This is a genomic window from Aeromonas allosaccharophila (assembly GCF_000819685.1).
Classification (GTDB): domain Bacteria; phylum Pseudomonadota; class Gammaproteobacteria; order Enterobacterales; family Aeromonadaceae; genus Aeromonas; species Aeromonas allosaccharophila.
In genome coordinates, this window is record NZ_CDBR01000013.1 from 1 (window position 1) to 16,986 (window position 16,986).

Annotated in this window: 11 protein-coding genes; 1 reads left to right on the forward strand and 10 read right to left on the reverse strand. The window is 57.3% G+C overall.

Annotated elements, in window-relative coordinates:
• Positions 1 to 56 precede the first annotated feature (56 nt).
• The gene (locus BN1115_RS02360) at positions 57 to 1,100 is read left to right on the forward strand and encodes a hypothetical protein (RefSeq protein ID WP_042655906.1); all 1,044 of its coding nucleotides are present in this window, start codon (positions 57 to 59) and stop codon (positions 1,098 to 1,100) included.
• A gap of 128 nt (positions 1,101 to 1,228) precedes the next feature.
• On the opposite strand, the gene BN1115_RS21455 is transcribed toward BN1115_RS02360, so the two are convergent.
• The 10 genes from BN1115_RS21455 to BN1115_RS02400 form a co-directional block, all read right to left on the reverse strand.
• A complete protein-coding gene (locus BN1115_RS21455; protein ID WP_082034781.1) occupies positions 1,229 to 1,681 on the reverse strand; it encodes an antitoxin Xre/MbcA/ParS toxin-binding domain-containing protein in 453 nt (150 codons plus the stop codon).
• Between the two features lie 68 nt (positions 1,682 to 1,749).
• A complete protein-coding gene (locus tag BN1115_RS21460) occupies positions 1,750 to 3,105 on the reverse strand; it encodes a tyrosine-type recombinase/integrase (protein ID WP_080768666.1) in 1,356 nt (451 codons plus the stop codon).
• A 408-nt stretch (positions 3,106 to 3,513) separates the two neighbouring features.
• The gene (locus tag BN1115_RS02365) at positions 3,514 to 4,926 is read right to left on the reverse strand and encodes a DUF2252 domain-containing protein (protein ID WP_042655907.1); all 1,413 of its coding nucleotides are present in this window, start codon (positions 4,924 to 4,926) and stop codon (positions 3,514 to 3,516) included.
• A gap of 326 nt (positions 4,927 to 5,252) precedes the next feature.
• Complete coding sequence (gene fdhF / locus BN1115_RS02370) at positions 5,253 to 9,428, reverse strand: formate dehydrogenase subunit alpha (protein ID WP_042655908.1); 4,176 nt, start codon at positions 9,426 to 9,428, stop codon at positions 5,253 to 5,255.
• A 590-nt stretch (positions 9,429 to 10,018) separates the two neighbouring features.
• On the reverse strand, positions 10,019 to 10,825 hold the full coding sequence (gene trpA, locus BN1115_RS02375) for a tryptophan synthase subunit alpha (protein WP_042655909.1): 807 nt from the start codon (positions 10,823 to 10,825) through the stop codon (positions 10,019 to 10,021).
• A complete protein-coding gene (gene trpB / locus BN1115_RS02380; RefSeq protein ID WP_005347359.1) occupies positions 10,822 to 12,015 on the reverse strand; it encodes a tryptophan synthase subunit beta in 1,194 nt (397 codons plus the stop codon). The genes trpA and trpB overlap by 4 nt, the downstream gene beginning before the upstream one ends.
• A 76-nt stretch (positions 12,016 to 12,091) precedes the next feature.
• Positions 12,092 to 13,588: a bifunctional indole-3-glycerol-phosphate synthase TrpC/phosphoribosylanthranilate isomerase TrpF gene (trpCF, locus tag BN1115_RS02385; protein ID WP_042655910.1), complete on the reverse strand. Its 1,497-nt coding sequence runs from the start codon at positions 13,586 to 13,588 to the stop codon at positions 12,092 to 12,094.
• Positions 13,588 to 14,616, reverse strand: coding sequence for an anthranilate phosphoribosyltransferase (trpD, locus tag BN1115_RS02390; protein ID WP_042655911.1), 1,029 nt, complete (start codon positions 14,614 to 14,616; stop codon positions 13,588 to 13,590). Before trpD ends, trpCF begins: the two co-directional genes overlap by 1 nt.
• Before the next feature lie 10 nt (positions 14,617 to 14,626).
• The gene (locus tag BN1115_RS02395; RefSeq protein ID WP_042655912.1) at positions 14,627 to 15,226 is read right to left on the reverse strand and encodes an aminodeoxychorismate/anthranilate synthase component II; all 600 of its coding nucleotides are present in this window, start codon (positions 15,224 to 15,226) and stop codon (positions 14,627 to 14,629) included.
• Positions 15,219 to 16,853: an anthranilate synthase component 1 gene (locus BN1115_RS02400; protein WP_042655913.1), complete on the reverse strand. Its 1,635-nt coding sequence runs from the start codon at positions 16,851 to 16,853 to the stop codon at positions 15,219 to 15,221. The genes BN1115_RS02395 and BN1115_RS02400 overlap by 8 nt, the downstream gene beginning before the upstream one ends.
• Positions 16,854 to 16,986 lie beyond the last annotated feature (133 nt).

Consider the following 16,986-nt stretch of genomic DNA (forward strand, 5'->3'; position numbering starts at 1 on the left):
CATTCATGCTCTTACCCTGACTAGGCATCTCCCTCAAACGTAGTCATATCTACGAGATGATTGCTGCGGCCTATGGCTACAGTACTTACGCGTCATTGCAAGCTGATGCGATTCTGCTCAGTAATACGAAATGGCAGGTTGCGTTGGATGTAAGTGCAATTGAGGCTAGAGCTAATATTCTGGGTATTAGTATTCCTGAGCTTATCACTCAGAAGTTGGCCACATCGTTAGTGCAGGCGGGTATTATAAGCCTACGCGTAAAAGAGATTTTGAGGAATCACCTAAACGACGATTACATTACTCAGCTTTATATTAAGAGTAGTCAACTTCCTCCTAATTCGACTACTGCTAGCCGCTTTAGCTCCTCAGACCATTATGCTGGGGAATTAATGAATATGTTTAAACAGAATGAATTTAATTCGCCATTAGTACACCAGGGGTTGGTCCAGCTAAGTGCATTTGCAGACCGAAATGCCTCGTCATTTACCGATTTTGAACTTCATCAAAAATTGTACAGAATAGCCAGTGGCTTTAATAGTGCTGATATTAATGCATTAGTTGACACAGATAAAGAACGATACATTTATTGGTATCATCACTTGAAAAAAGCTGCAATGTCATTTGATATGGATGCTGTGTTCGAGTTGGCATCACATGGACTTGATTCCTCTTTATACATTGGCTATATGGGCGGCAGTAAACGTAGTGAATCTATTGCAATAGAATGTGAAACTCGTGGCATGGTGGTGAATGCTTATTATTGGTGGATTGTTAGTGCAATCAATGGTTCTGTTGACGCAATATGTAAGCTGGTTAGTGATTATGATAAGGAAGACTCATTCCGGTGTTGGGTATGGATATTTCTTGCTAAAGAGTTAGGGTTTGATTTAATGACGTCGACAGATACAACTACAAGTTATGATATGCACAGTGGCGATGAAAGTTATACTTTCTCATTACCAGGTAAAATTCTTCCTGCATTGACTCCCCCCGACGTGGATACAAGTATATCCAATATGGCTCAACAGTTAGCATATAAGTTGTATGCTCAATATTTAGAAGATGACATTTTTTTTGAAGAGTATACTCATAATGAGTAACAATGATTTTTATAGATGTTTTTACGGAATGCAAGGGGGGCCCCCCCCTTTAATTATAATAAATCTGGATCTTTTCTCGCTACGCGAGGAAAAACTAAAATTATGGCAGCCAGATGTGTTGTCTTATATTAGTAGACACCATGTTCAATTCGTCCTACTAAGTCTACCACTGCTTGAACTCCTACTGATGTACTCAACAGTTCAGCTGGCATTTTCCCGCCAAGTCCCTTAGCTGGTTGATGTAGCCATGCTATGGATTTGGTATTATCATTTTCATTTAGGGAGCGAGCCGCATCCAGAGCCAATATAACACCATAAACCCTAGAACCTTGTTGAATAGTCAGAGGTGTATTTGTTCTGAGTTTACGTGAAATAGTATTCTTGCTAATGCCGGTGAGGTGGCATATCGTGCCAACATCTGTCATAACCATTTTAGCGAGCTGAGGGATAGTTTCTGGTTTTACGCCAGAAACTATCCATAAATGAACCATCAATGGATGATGTGGAATATTAAGGTTCTCAATTAGTGAGTCAGTTATAGCTAATCTAGGCTTCAAGTCATGAGCTAAATCGACTCTCATGGTGCTCTCCGATTTGTTTGATGATAACTGATGGTAGGTCTACATGTTAGTGTAGTGTCTGAACCTCATCATTTACGGAAGTTAATTTTAATGACGTTATCATGTCTGATATCTTGGTCCATATGTTCAGGATTATTTGCAATGTACTGGCTAACGAAATTCCCCCAACCCAAGAATAACTTTTTAAGCTTGTCTTTGTCACGCATAGACTCACCTTGATAAATTCTAGATAATCTATCACTGATTGTGTGATTAAGTAGGTGTTCTACTTCAAAAGGCGTTGCATTAAGTTCACGCCCACAACCATTTGAAACGCTACGTCTGAGGTCATGTAATGTGAAGTGTTCAATATCTATCATCTTTGCTTCTTGTAGTCTGCTAAGTGCGCGAGTTATTGCATCACCAGTTATCGGGAATTCAGGTCTGACACATGATTCGAAAACAAATTTACATGTCTTTGATGTGATTTTTCTTTGCTCAGAAATGATTTGTTTTGCTAGCGGACATAGAGTTACTACGTGTGGAATTTTATTTTTAGTATCCGGAATGAGCCATTCCTCATCATTTAGGTGTGACCACTCCATAGAAGCAACCTCTCCTCTGCGAACAGCAGTGAGAATAATTATTTTAATAGCATTGGCTACACTCGTAGACATGGTCATTGAAGTGGTTTTATTTTTACCATTGGTACTGTGTTCTCTCCATTTTACCGAGTTTTCATCTATTGTTTTCCACAATCTAGCCAATTCAATAGTAGATAAAGATCGTTGCCTTGGGTCGTTAGGGGTAGCATTATAAATTTTTGGTTTTAGAGCTAATGTCGGATTTGAATCAATAAGTTGTTTTCTGACTGATTCATCCATCATTTGATTCATCAACCCCATTGATTTACGTAAGCCCTCCAAGCTCCCTTTTTGGAGCTTTTGATAATGTTGATGCAATACAGCCATTGATATGTCACATACTCGGAGTTTACCTAGAGCATTCGCTAGATGCGTTTTGTAGATGCTTCGATAGTCAGAGACAGTTCTTGCACCGATTTCCATATACTTCCGATTACTACGTTTGGCATTGGCTTTATGTTGAATCCATTGCTCGAAAAATTCGTTCAATGTAGGCATTTGTTCATTTTTTTGCTTGGAACTTAACACTGCCTCTCGGGGATCAATGCCTTGTTTAACGAATACAACCATTCGAGCATGGGTTTCTCGGGCCAGTGCCAGACTCATTGCAGGATAGTTCCCAAGAGTCATCTTCGTTTGCTTTTGAGCTATGTAATATCTATAGAGCCAGCTTTTGGTTTGTGCTCCAGCTCTAGCTTCAAGACATAAGCCCTTGTTTCCTCCACTATAGACTGCCTTGACAATCCGTTGTTTTCCTTCTTCAGGTACTAAGGCTCTACATTCTCGATCAGTTTTTATCATGGCGTCTCGCGTACTTGTCGGCGTACTTTATTGTCATTGTATATGTGAGTATCTCTTTGGACAAACACGGACGATCATTATTTAAATTGTGTTATAAATCAGTGTGATATGGTTTATTGTTAAGACTTTCTTGGATGTGTTTAGACGATGGGTGTTATAATTCGTAATGCGAAGGTCAGGAGTTCGATTCCCCTTATCGGCACCAAACAAAACAATGGGTTAGCTTCGTAGTGAAGCTAACCCATTGTTTTGCTAAATTATATTCCATGCCCCGTCTTTGCTTTTTAAGCCCCGCCCATGTGTCTTTTGGATGCCCACATTGCGATTGTCTGCAAGGTGACGCCCGTTGCGCTCCGTTTCACTGAACCTGCACCTTGGTGCGTTACCAGCTTGCCGATGCGCCATTGGCTACACCGGATCGCGCAGAGCCTCCAGTCGCTCATGGTGGACGGCCTTGACGAACTCGCGGTAATCCCGGCGAACCTGATCTGCATATTCAACGGCAAATTCACAAATTGACTCATCAAACGACTGACTGCTCCCCATGTAGCCGGCTATCAATCCGGCATCTCCCGAACGTGCATGGGCGCGAGCCAATACCCTGGCGCACAAGGTGCCGTAAATCGACAGTAGTTCGGCATCCCACCCCTCAATAATCGCGCTGATTTTGACATCCCTGAGCTGCCTGAAATAAAAGTGCTGGCCATTTTGGGCAAGGGTCCAACCGAGAAAGATGTCGGTTGCCGCTTGCATGAGCCGTTGCCCTGCGACAATGCGCTCGCCATGGTTGGCATGCTGGCTTTTCCCTGCATAGGGTTCGAGGACGGATGGACGAGCCTCCTTGACCTGCAAAAATAAGGGGTCGTTGTCAGCGGCCATAAACAAAGAGACGAGGCAGCGGGTGCCAACGCTTCCCACGCCGACAACTTTGGCTGCTACATCGCATAGCTGGAAACGATCAAAGAGTCGTCTGATGTGTTCGGGTAATGAGTCGCGATAGGTTGCCAGCGCTGCTTGATGGTCGAACCCTTCGCCAGATTCCTGAACGACATGGAATATGAGCGGGGGATTGTCTTTGATCCGTGGTTGTTCACCATCGAATTCGGCCAGTTTCAGGAAAATAACCTCGGATGAACTGCTTTCCTGCGCTTTCTGAATACGTTTCATGATGCGCGTGCGCACCTCTTCATTGGGGGCTTCTGCCAATACATCGTCGAGGGTTACCCGGTCATACCAGATATCCAATGCACGCATGGACGAGTAATCCATCATCCGCTCTCGATAGGCTCTGGCAGATGCCCTGGTCGCCTTGGCTGCCGCGCTTTCCGACAGTTCAAGATGACGTGCAGCAATGACGATGCTCGCTGCCAATCGCTTCAAATCCCACTCCCATGGCGCCGGCAGGGTTTCATCGAAGTCGTTGATATCAAAATTGATCTGACGCTCCGGGGTTGCAACGCCACCGAAGTTCATCAGGTGAGCATCACCGCAGGCCTGCGCGAATACGCCCGACACCGGGGTATGAACAAGATCGGCCGCCATGATGGCCGCCGATCCGCGGAAAAAAGCAAATGGAGATTCGAGCATCCGGCCAAAACGGATCGGGATCAGTTCAGGCACTCGGCCGCGATTGGATTCAATCAGTATGTCAATGGGGTCGCGCCGATCGGCTGGCGATGTCCAGCCCGCATGGGTACTGCGAGGTACCTTGTCGCGCAGCGCTTTACCTTGAGCCCTGCGCTGATCTGGAGACAACACCGTGATTTTATTGCTTGAGGCAGGTGTTTTTTTGCCCTTGTTTTCGATTTTGCGCTTACTCACTTGAATGCTCCCCCGACATCGCAAGCCCTTCGTCCAAGGAACGGCGAACAACTTGCAGCGACATAACAGAACGACCCTGTGTGCATCACATGGTGACAATTTCAGGATAGATCTGATTGCAGATGCGTCTGGACAATACCCGCTGATTTATGAGGGCGTTCTGGATAAATGTGAGGTGGTTCGGGTGGTGAGGCCAATACAAATGCCTCTGGAACAATAGCTGTTTGAGCGGGGGACCATCTGCCGTTCGACGGTGTTGGTGAACGTAATGAGCCACCCGAGGGATGGCTCATTACTATTGGGCTGGCTCAGCCTGATGATGCTGTCTATTCCGCTCTGACCTTCTCCATCACTTGCTGTGGTGCAGAGGGGAGCGGGCTGGTCAGCTTGTCGATGCGTACCGCCGCCACCTTGAACTCGGGGATCTTGGCGTGGGGGTCGGTGGCATTGATGGTGAGCCGGTTGGCCGGGGCTTCGGCGAAGTGGAACGGGATAAAGACCACGCCCGGCTGCATCCGTTTGGTGACGAAGGCGGGCAGTTCGATATGGCCGCGGCGGCTGGTGACCTTCACCCGCTCGCTGTTGCTGATCCCCAACCGCTGCGCATCCACCACGCTCATCATCACCCGCGGGCCAGCCAGCTTGTCGAGCCCCTTGGTCTTGCGGGTCATGGTGCCGGTGTGGAACTGCTCCAGCAGGCGGCCGGTGGTGAGCACGATGGGATAGGTCTCGTCGGGCAGTTCGGCGGCATAGCGGAACGGGGTAGCGACCATCTCCCCCTTGCCACGGGTGAACTGCTTGCCGTGGAGCAGGCGAGTGCCGTCGGGGGCCGCGTCGTTGCAGGGCCACTGCAGCCCTTGCACTCCCACCTTGTCCCACTGGATGCCAGCGTATTGCGGGGTAACCCGGCAGATCTCGGCGGTGATCTCCTGTGCGTTTTGATAGCGCCAGTCGCCACCCATGGCGTTGGCGATCTGCTGGATGATCCACCAATCCTCCCGCGCGTCACCCGGCGCCTTGAGGGCGGGGGAGATGCGCTGCACCCGCCGCTCGGTGTTGGTGAAGTGGCCGCTTTTCTCGGCAAAGGAGCAGGAGGGGAGTACCACATCGGCCAGTTGGGCAGTTTCGGAGAGGAAGATATCCTGCACCACCAGAAACTCCAGCTGTTTGAGCCCCTCGATGACGTGATGCTGGTCCGGATCGCTCAGCACCGGGTTTTCACCCATCACATAGAGCCCCTTGATGTTACCCGCGCAAGCGGCATCTATGGTCTCGGTGAGGGTAAGGCCGGGTGTGCGCGGCAAGTCCGGCTGCTGCCAGGCGGTGGCGAAGCGGGCATGTACCTCGGGGTTGGCCACCTTCTGATAGCCTGGCAGGCAGTTGGGCAGTGCCCCCATGTCACAGGCACCCTGCACGTTGGATTGGCCCCGCAGCGGGTTGATGCCGCCTCCTTCGATGCCGATGTTGCCGCACAGCAGTTGCAGGTTGGCGATGGCCCGCACGTTGTCGTGGCCGGTCGTGTGCTGGGTGATCCCCATGGAGTAGTAGATGGCAGTGCGCTCGGCGGTGCCGATGAGGCGGGCGAGCGCGATCACCTGCTCGGCCGGTACGCCGGTGACCAAAGCCACCTTGTCCGGTGCATAGGCCGGGGAGAGCACCTCTGCTTGCAGCGCCTCGAACCCTTCCACTCGTGCGGCGATGTAGGCCTTGTCGTGCCAGTCGTGCTGGATGATCTGCTGCATCAGGCCGTTGAGCAGCATCACGTCGGTGCCGGGGCGGTGGGCCAGATAGAGGCTGGCATGGTCGGCCATCTCGATCCGCTTGGGATCGGCCACTACCAGCCGCGCCTTGCCCGTGGTGACGGCCCGTTTGATATGGGAGCCGATGATGGGGTGGGCCGCCGAGGTGTCGGAGCCGATGATGAAGATGAGATCCGAGTGGTCGATGCTCGGGATGTCGTTGGTCATGGCGCCGCTGCCGAGCGACGCCTCCAGCCCGGTAACGGTGGAGGCGTGGCAGAGCCGCGCGCAGTGATCCACGTTGTTGGTGCCCAGCTCCCGACGCATGAACTTCTGGAACAGGTAGTTCTCTTCGTTGGTGGTTTTGGCCGACGAGAAACCCGCCAGTGCATCGCTGCCATAGTGCTGGCGCAGGGCGGTGAAGCGCTCGGCCACCAGGGCGATGGCCTCCTGCCAGCTGGCGGGCACCAGCTCGCCATCCTTGCGGATGAGCGGGGTGGTGAGGCGCTCCTCGCTCTGGATAAAGTCAAAGCCGAAGCGTCCCTTGACGCAGAGCAGCCCCTGATTGACCGGTGAGTTGCGATTCCCCTCCACATAGCGGATGCGGTTGTTCGCCTCATCGACATAGAGGGTGACACCGCAGCCGACCCCGCAGTAGGTGCAGATGGTATTGACCGGCGTGAGCAGCTCGGTGCGCCCCTGCGACTTGTCGCGGGCATCCACCAAGGCACCGGTGGGGCAGACCTGTACGCAGGCGCCGCACTGCACGCAATGGGAGTCGCCCATCGCCAGCCCGCTGTCGAACTGCGGCCGGTTCGAGAGGGTGCCATCGCTGTGCTTGGCAAAGCGCAGCACCCCCTGCACCGCTTGCTCACCACAGGTCTGCACGCACTGGCCGCAGCCGATGCAGCGGTTGGCATCAAAGACGATAAATTCGCTGCTGTTGTCCACGGCAAATTTCTGGCACTGGCTGGTATCGAGAGCGCTCTGCTCGACCTTGTATTCGGTGGCGTAGTCGCGCAGTGCACAATCGGTGTTGGCCTGACAGCCGCACTCGAGGCAGCGGCTGGCCTCGCTGCGGGCATCGGCATCACTCAAGCCACGCTCCACTTCGGCAAAGCTTCCTTCGCGCTCCTTATCTGCCAGATGGGGCATGATGGTGCGGGCGACTTTTTTCAGGTGAGCAAACTGGGCGGGATCGACCTGCTTAAGTGTGGGTGCCTTGCAGGCGTTGAAGGGGCGAACCGGATCGATCATGTCACCGTGGAGGAACTGATCGATGGCCAGCGCGGCCTTGCGGCCATCGGCGACCGCCTCGATAGCGGTGGCGGGCCCACGGCGCAGATCGCCGATGGCGAACAGGTTGCCGTGGCCGCTGTGCATGGTCTCGGGATCGGACTCTAAAGTCTGCCAGCGGGTGAAGGGGAGGGTGAGGGGCTCTCCTTCCATAAAGCTGAGATCCGGCTGCTGCGATACCGCCGCAATCACGGTATCAAACTCTTCAATGAGGTACTCGCCGGTGGGCTCCGGGCGGCGGCGACCGGAGGCGTCCGGCTCGCCGAGGGCCATCTTCTCGAGGCGCACCTGACAGACGCGACCACGGCTGTCCGGCAGATTCTCCACCGGATTGGTGAGCATCATGAAGCGCACTCCTTCCTGCTCCGCCTCGTCGATCTCGTACGCTTCGGCGGGCATCTCGGCGCGGGTGCGACGATAGATAAGGGTGGTTTCAGCCCCCAGCCTGACAGCCGTGCGGGCGCAGTCGATGGCGGTGTTGCCGCCGCCGATCACCGCAACCCTCTTGCCAGTGGTGAGCCGCTTGGCCAGCATCCGATCCTTGAGGTAATCGACCCCGAGATAGCAACCGGCCAGAGTGCTGCCCGGGTAATCCATCGGCACTGCCTTGGAGGCGCCAACCGCCAGACAGACCGCATCGTAGTCGCGGCACAGTGCCGACAGCGTGATCTGGTTGCCCAGTCGCTGCTGGGTGTGGATCCGCATGCCGCTTTGGCACATCAGCGCGATCTCCTGATCGAGGATCGCCTTGGGCAGCCGGTATTCGGGGATGCCGTAGCGCAGCCAGCCACCCGCCTCGGGCATCGCCTCGAACAGGTCGACCTCGAACCCCTCGTAACCCAGATAGTAACCGCAGGTGAGGCCGCCCGGGCCGCTGCCGATAATGGCAACCCGCTTGCCCTTGGCGGGCTTCTTTGCCGGTTGATAGGGGGCCACCTCGGCCAGATCGAGATCGGCGGCGTGGCGCTTGAGCTGGCGGATGGCCAGCGGCTCATCCACCAGCGCGCGGCGGCACTCCGCCTCACAAAAAGCAGGGCAGACCCGGCCAATGGAGAGCGGCATCGGCAGGGTCTGCTTGATGACGGCCATTGCCGCCTCGTGCTCCCCCATGGCGATGTGATGCAGATAGGATTGAATGTCCACCCCGGCTGGACAGGCTCGTTGGCAGGGGGCCTCGCAATCGGCGTAGTGATCCGAAAGGATGCGGCCGAGCGCCTGCTGGCGGTGCGCGCGCAGGGCATCGCTGTGCGTCGTGATCATCATCCCTGCCTCGGGGCGCGTCTCGCAGGCGCGCCGGATGCCGAGACCGGCAATCTCGACCACGCAGAGATCGCACGGCGTTTTGGGGGCGCTGGTGTTGTCACCGCACAGGGAGGGGATGTCGATCTGGTGCTGTTTGGCTATCTGGAGCAGGGTTCTGGTCGGGTCAACCGTCAACTGAGCCCCATCGAGGGTGATGGTGATCATGGCGTCATAAACTCGCTTTCAAGGCGCAGAAAATGCTGCATCTGGCGGAGCCAGCAGGGGAAGCGACAGGGAGGCCGCTTGCTATATGCTCACAATAACAAAGATTATTTACAACTTTATTTGATTTTAGACAGCTTATTGCCCAAAAAAGAAAACGATTTCAGATTGTCTTGTCTACCTCATCGGCACGGCGCACCGTTGAGAATTATTCCTGTTAAAGCAGGTTATTCATTGTGTTATTGCTATTTCATGCATGTTGCTCAAGAGAGACTGATCGCGCCCACTGTGGGTTCAATCCGTCAGTAGCACCATTGATGATGCAATTTATTTTGCATAAATGGTTGTACGGATGAAGGCAACGGCGAGTGCAGAGCAAAGGGGCTGGATATCAGGTTGCGGGATAGCGTGCCGCGGGCATGAAGGCGGTCGAGAACTTGGTCGATACGCATAAAAAATCCGAAACCAAATCAATAGGTTTCGGATTTTTACAAATAAGGAGGCTCGGTCAATGGATCCTTAACTGATCGGCATTAGCCTGTCAGGCTCCCTTTTTGCAAACATGGCCAATGGCATTTGACCAATGCCGCCCCTTATCGATTGGTCGCGGCCTTCATCCCTTCCACAAACTCTTTCAGACGAGTGAGCATATGTTCCGGGTTCTGGTGGTGGGTCTCGATGATCTTGACCACGGCGGAGCCGGAGATGGCACCGGCGGCGCCAGCGGCAATGGCTTCACGCACCTGAGCCGGCTCGCTGATGCCAAAGCCGAGCAGGGCGGGGGGGGCATTGAACTCGCGCAGGGTATTGATCAGCCCATCCACCGGCATACCGGCCTTGGTCTCGGCGCCGGTGACGCCAGCGCGGCTCACCAGATAGGTGTAACCATTGCCGAGCTCCGCCACCTGTTTCAGGGTCTCGGCGTCGCCATTGGGCGGGGCGATAAAGATGCTGTCGATGCCGAACTTGTCGGCGGCCGCCTTGTAGGGAGCGCACATCTGCACCGGCACGTCGGCGACCAGCACGGAGTCCACGCCCGCCTGCTGGCACTTCTCGTAGAAGCCGTCAATTTTGCGCACATAGACCAGGTTGGCGTAGACCAGCAGGCCAATGGGCAGTTGCGGGTACTTGGCGCGGATGCGGCCAAGCAGCTCGAAGCAGCCGTCCGGGGTGGTGTGGCTGGCAAAGGCACGCAGGGCGGCGCCCTGAATGGTGGGGCCATCCGCTACCGGATCGGAGAAGGGAATGCCGAGCTCGAGGGCATCGGCGCCCCCTGCGACCAGCGCATCGACGATGGCCAGTGACAATTCGGGGGTGGGGTCACCCAGCATCACGAACGGCACAAAAGCGCCCTGATTGGCCTCGTCCAGACGGGAGAAGAGTTGTGCGTAGCGATTCATGACAAGGTTCCTTCTTTTTCAAAGATGTCGGCAACGGTGAAGATATCTTTGTCGCCACGGCCGGAGAGGTTGACGATGAGCACCTGCTCTTTTTCCGGTTCACTGCGGGCCATCTTGAGGGCGTGGGCCAGCGCGTGGGAGGACTCCAACGCGGGTATGATGCCTTCGGATTTGGCCAGCTCCTGGAAGGCGTCCAGCGCCTCCTTGTCGGTCACCGAGGGGTACTCGGCGCGGCCGATGGCGGCCAGATGGGCGTGCTGCGGGCCGACGGAGGGGAAGTCGAGCCCTGCCGAGACGGAGTAGGACTCCTGAATCTGGCCCTGATTGTCCTGCATCAGGTAGGAGTGCATGCCAAAGAAGACCCCCTTGCTGCCGTGGCCGAGTGGCGCACCGTGCTCGCCGCTCTCGATACCGTGACCACCCGGCTCGACGCCGATCAGGCGCACCGACGGCTCATCGATAAAGTCGGCAAACATGCCGATGGCGTTCGACCCACCGCCGACGCAGGCGATCACCGCATCGGGCAGTCGCTCTTCCTTCTCGAAGCACTGGGCCTTGGCCTCTTCGCCGATCATCTTCTGGAACTCCCGCACGATAGTGGGGAAGGGGTGCGGGCCGGCGGCGGTGCCGAGCAGGTAGTGGGCCGACTCGTAGTTGGCAGCCCAGTCGCGCAGCGCCTCGTTGCAGGCATCTTTCAGGGTGCTGGAGCCGGAGTGCACCGGAATGACGGTGGCGCCCATCAGCTTCATGCGAAATACGTTGGGTTTCTGGCGCTCGCAATCCTTGGCGCCCATATAGACCCGGCACTTGAGGCCGAGCAGGGCGCAGGCCAGGGCAGTGGCGACGCCATGCTGACCGGCACCGGTCTCGGCGATGATCTCGCTCTTGCCCATCCGCTTGGCCAGCAGCGCCTGACCGAGCACCTGGTTGGTCTTGTGGGCGCCGCCGTGCAGCAGATCTTCACGCTTGAGATAGAGGCGGGTCTTGGTGCCCTTGGTCAGATTGCGGGTCAGGGTGAGCGGCGTCGGGCGACCGGCATACTCGGTCAGCAGGGACTGAAACTCGGCGATAAAGGCGGGATCATCCTTGGCATCGACGAAGGCTTTCTCCAGCTGGAGCAGGGCCGGGATAAGGATTTGGGGTACATACATACCGCCAAATTCACCGAAAAACGGGTTGAGCAGGGTCATAGACTATTCCTTGTATTTATAGGCTTAAGCGATTCATTCATTTGGTGCATGTGTTTAGCGGGTTCGCAGCGCTTTTTCACAGTTGGCGCAGAGCGCCGAAGGCGGCTGCAATCTTGTGCGCATCCTTCTGGCCCGGGGCACTCTCCACCCCGGAGTTGAAATCAAGGCCGAGGCAGCCCACTTGCGCTGCCTGCAGGGCGTTGTCGGGATTGAGGCCGCCCGCCAGCATCAACTTGCTCTTGTCGAGCGTGGCCAGCATGGCCCAGTCGAACGCCTGACCGGTGCCGCCGCTCTGGCTGCCTACTTTGGTATCCAGCAGCAGCCGATCGGCCGGATAGTCGAGGGCAGGCAGCGGTTCGCCACTTGTGACTCCAATTGCCTTCCAGATCTGGCAGCCAGCCGGCAGCAGCGGACGCAATCCCTCGAGATAGGCGGCATCTTCATCCCCGTGCAGCTGCACCGCGGCGAGCCCCAGCGCCTCCACTGTCTTGACGATGGTGGCGGGCTGGGCGTTGCGAAATACTCCGACAAAGCTAAGCGGTGCGCCCGCCATCACGGCGCGGGCGGCGGGAATGTCCACATAGCGCGGGCTTTTGGCAACAAAAATCAGGCCGCCAAACACCGCACCCGCCTGATGGGCAGCGGCGGCATCCTCGGCACGGGTCAGGCCGCACACCTTGTTCTGGCCCAGTACCAGCTTGCGCACTGCCGCCTCCAGATCCGGCTCGGCCATCAGGGATGAGCCCACCAGAAAGCCCTTGGCGTGGTGGCGCAGCTCCGCCACCTGAGCGCGGTGATTGATGCCGGATTCGCTGATCACCACCCGATCGCTCGGAATGTCTTTGGCCAGCTGTTTGGTGCGGTTCAGATCAACGCTCAAGTCGCGCAGATCCCGGTTGTTGATGCCAATCACCGGCGCCCCCAGCGCGATGGCGCGGGTCAGCTCCTCCTCGTTGCTCACCTCGGTCAGCACGCCCAGACCCAGCTCCTTGGCCACCGCGAACAGGGCGCGATAGCCCTCGTCGGTGAGCACCGAGAGCATCAAGAGGATGGCGTCCGCCTGATAGTGGCGGGCCAGATAGACCTGATAGGGGTCAATCATGAAATCCTTGCAGAGCACCGGCTGGCTGACGCGGCTGCGTACCCGCGGCAAAAAGGCGAAATCCCCCTGAAAGAACTTCTCGTCGGTCAGCACCGAGATGGCGGTGGCGTATTTGCCATAGATGTCGGCGATGGCCTCCGGGCTGAAATCGTCGCGGATCAAGCCCTTGGAGGGGGAGGCCTTCTTGCATTCCAGAATAAAGCGTGTGGAGCCGGCCTTGAGCGCCCCGACGAAATCCCGATCGCTGGGGGTCAGCGCGCTCTGGAAGCTCTCCAGCGGTTGGGCCAGCTTGCGGGCGGCAACCCACTCCTGCTTGGCCGCCACGATCTTGCCGAGAATGGTCTGGCTGATGGAGGCCATGTTCAGAAATGCATGGGGGGCAATAAGGTCTGACATCTCGTTATCCTTGCGAAACTGGCTCTTGCCCTGTGGGCGTTCTGAATGACTGCTGTGCGACATGGTGGCTGACATCATGCCTCCTGATTGCCCGCTTCCTGATGGCTCAAAGTGGCGAGCCGAGCAGCCAGATCCGCTGCCTTGCCGCTCGCCAGCACCGCCAGCACCTCGGCCGCCGCGCTCTTGAGATCGGTCGCCTTGCCCGCCATCAGCAGCAGTGGCGCCACGTTGGCGGCGATGGCGGCGTTGTGGGCCGGGGTGCCGCGCCCTTCCAGAATGGCGGCGGTAATGGCGCGGTTCTCTTCAGGTTCCCCACCCTGAATGGCGCTGACCGGGTAGGTCTCGAGGCCAAAGTCAGCCGGGGTGATCATATATTCACGGATTTCGCCGTCACGGATCTGGGCCACCTGGGTCGGGCCGTGGATGGCAATCTCGTCGAGCCCGGCGCCGTGAACCACCATACCGGTTTTCAGCCCCAGTGCCAGCAGGGTTTCTGCGATAGGACGCACCAGCTCGGGGGCATAGACCCCCATCAGCTGATAGGTGGGACGAGCGGGGTTGATAAGCGGCCCCAGCACGTTGAACAGGGTGCGGGTCTTGAGGGCCTGACGCACCGGCATGGCGTGGCGCACCCCGGCGTGGTACTGGGGGGCGAACAAAAAGCAGATGCCGAGCTCGTCCAGACAGCGGCGCGCCTGCGCCGGGCTCATGTCGAGCTTGATGCCCATTTTATCGAGCAGATCGCTCGAACCCGACTTGCTCGAGACCGAGCGGTTGCCGTGCTTGGCCACTTTCAGGCCGCAGGCGGCGGCGACCAGCGCCGAGGTGGTGGAGACGTTGATGGTGTTGAGGCCATCGCCACCGGTGCCGACGATGTCGCAGAACTCATAATCCGGACGCGGGAAGTCGCGCGCTTCCGCCAAGAGCGCCTCGGCGGCGCCGGCGATCTCCTCCGGGGTCTCCCCCTTGATCTTGAGTGCGGTCAGGAGACTGGCGAGCACTATGGGATCCACTTCGCCACGAACCACCTGGCCGAAGGCGTCACAGGTACTTTCACGGCTCAGAGACTGACCCTGATAGAGGATGTTGAGATGTTGATGCATGTTGGTCTCCTTACCGCACGCTGCTTTCTGGACGGGTGATATGGGCGAGCGCCTGAGTCAGCAGACGGGCCCCTTCCGAGGTCATGATGGATTCCGGGTGGAACTGGAAGCCCAGCACCCGCTCATCCTGCTGCTCGATGGCCATGGGCATGCCCTGATAGTGGGCAATCACCGTCAGCTCTTCCGGTACATAGGTAGCGACCAGCGAGTGGTAGCGGGCCACCGGCAGCGGGCTCGGCAGACCGGCGAAGGCGCCGTGGCAGTTGTGCTCAATCAGCGAACGCTTGCCGTGGACAATTTCGCCTGCCGCGCCGACGGTGCCACCGTAGGCTTCGCACAGGGCCTGATGGCCGAGGCAGATGCCGAGGATAGGCACCTGACCGCGGGCCAGCTTGATCAGATCAATCAGGCAACCCGCTTCATGGGGTGCGCCCGGCCCCGGGGAGAGCACCAGCACCGCATCCCCTTCGCAGGCGGCGATCTCGCTCATGATGCGGCTGGCCGGCAGGCTGTTGCGGTAGATCCGCACCGGATAACCGAGGGAGCGGAACTGATCGACGAGGTTGTAGGTAAATGAATCGAAGTTGTCGAGCAGGAAGATATTAGTCATGGCTCACGTCCTTATGTTGCTCCTGCTGGGCGCTCAGGGCTTGCAGGGAGGTGCCATGGCTGGCTGCGATGGCGGCCAGTACGGCGGCCGCCTTGGCGCGGGTTTCGTCCGCTTCGGCTTGCGGCTTGGAGTCATAGACCACCCCTGCACCGGCCTGTACGTGGGCCACGCCATCTTTCACGAAAGCCGAGCGGATGACGATGCAGGTATCCATCTCGCCTGCGCCGTTGATGTAGCCAACCGCGCCGCCGTAGCTGCCGCGGCGCTTGCCTTCCACCATGCGAATAAGCTCGCTGGCGCGGATCTTGGGGGCGCCGGTGAGGGTGCCCATGTTCATGCAGGCCTGATAGGCGTGCAGGGCGTCAAGGTCGGAACGCAAGGTGCCGACCACCTTGGAGACCAGGTGCATCACGTGGCTGTAGCGATCCACTTTCAGCAGCTCCTTGACGTAGCGGGTGCCGGGCTCCGAGATGCGGGCGATGTCGTTGCGGCCCAGATCCACCAGCATCAGGTGCTCGGCCACCTCTTTTTCGTCCTGACGCAGCTCCAGCTCGATGCGGCCGTCGAGATCCCGGTTGATGCTGCCATCGGGGTTGAAGCCGCGGCGGCGGGTACCGGCGATGGGGTACATCTCCACATCGCGGCTGGCGGCGCAGAATTTCACCGCGCTCTCCGGCGAGGCGCCAAACAGGGTGAAGCCCTCATCCTGCACGTAGAACATGTAGGGGCTGGGGTTGGTCTGCTTGAGGCGGCGATAGGCGGCCAGGGGGCTTGGGCAGGGCAGGGAGAAGCAGTGGGACGGCACCACCTGGAAGATGTCGCCACGGCGGATAAAGCCCTTGAGCTTCTCCACCTCGGCGCAGAACTGCTTGTCGCTCTTGTCCACGCTCATGCCACCGGTCAGGGGCTGGGTGGTCAGCTCGGCGCAGAGGGGTTGCTGGCAAATCTGTTTGAAGTCGGTGAGCCGTTCGGTCAGGCGGGTGTATCTGTCTTCCACCTGGCTCTCGTCGCTGTCGCCGCCAAAGATGCAGGCCAGCAGTTGAGTGGTGCGTTCGATATGGTCGATGGTGATCAGGGTCTCGGCCACGTAGAAGCAGTAGTCGGGGCAGTCGTTGCTCCCTTCCGGCACGTCGGGCAGATCTTCAAATGAGGCGATCAGGTCGTAGGCAAAGCTGCCCGCCATAAACAGCGCTTCTTTACCCAACTGGCAATCAAGCTCCCGCTGCAGGGTGCGCAGCACGTCCAGCACGCTGCTCCCCTTGAGGCGGGAATCTTCGTCTTGCTCCCGATCGGAGGCCGGGAAGTCGAGCTGCAGCTCGCCATCTACCAGCGAGCGGGCCACCACCGCAGGCAGCCGCTCGGCCAGCAGGCTCTGCAACTGGGCGCCGTTGTCGTTCAGGCTGCGTACCCGCACGGTGCGACCACGGCACTCGATGCGCAGGCAAGCATCCACCAGCAGCAGGCTCTGTTTGCCCGCCTTGGAGTCGATCTCCACCGATTCCAGCAGCAGGTTGTTGGGGCGGCCCTGACAGAGGCGGGTATAGAGCGCCAGCGGATCGGCCACATAGGGGGCGTTGAGCTTGAGGGTATCGAATTCACCCAGAGGAAGGCGATGTGTGGCTGTCATAGTGCGTTCCCTTGCGTGTGATGCGTTTTACCGATGTTCATGACGTTGAATTCCTTAGAAATTTAATTGGTCCGGGGTGGCTGGCTCAGGGGCGCCATCGCCAGGTCAGCTTGCTTGTCTGAATTCTCGGTTT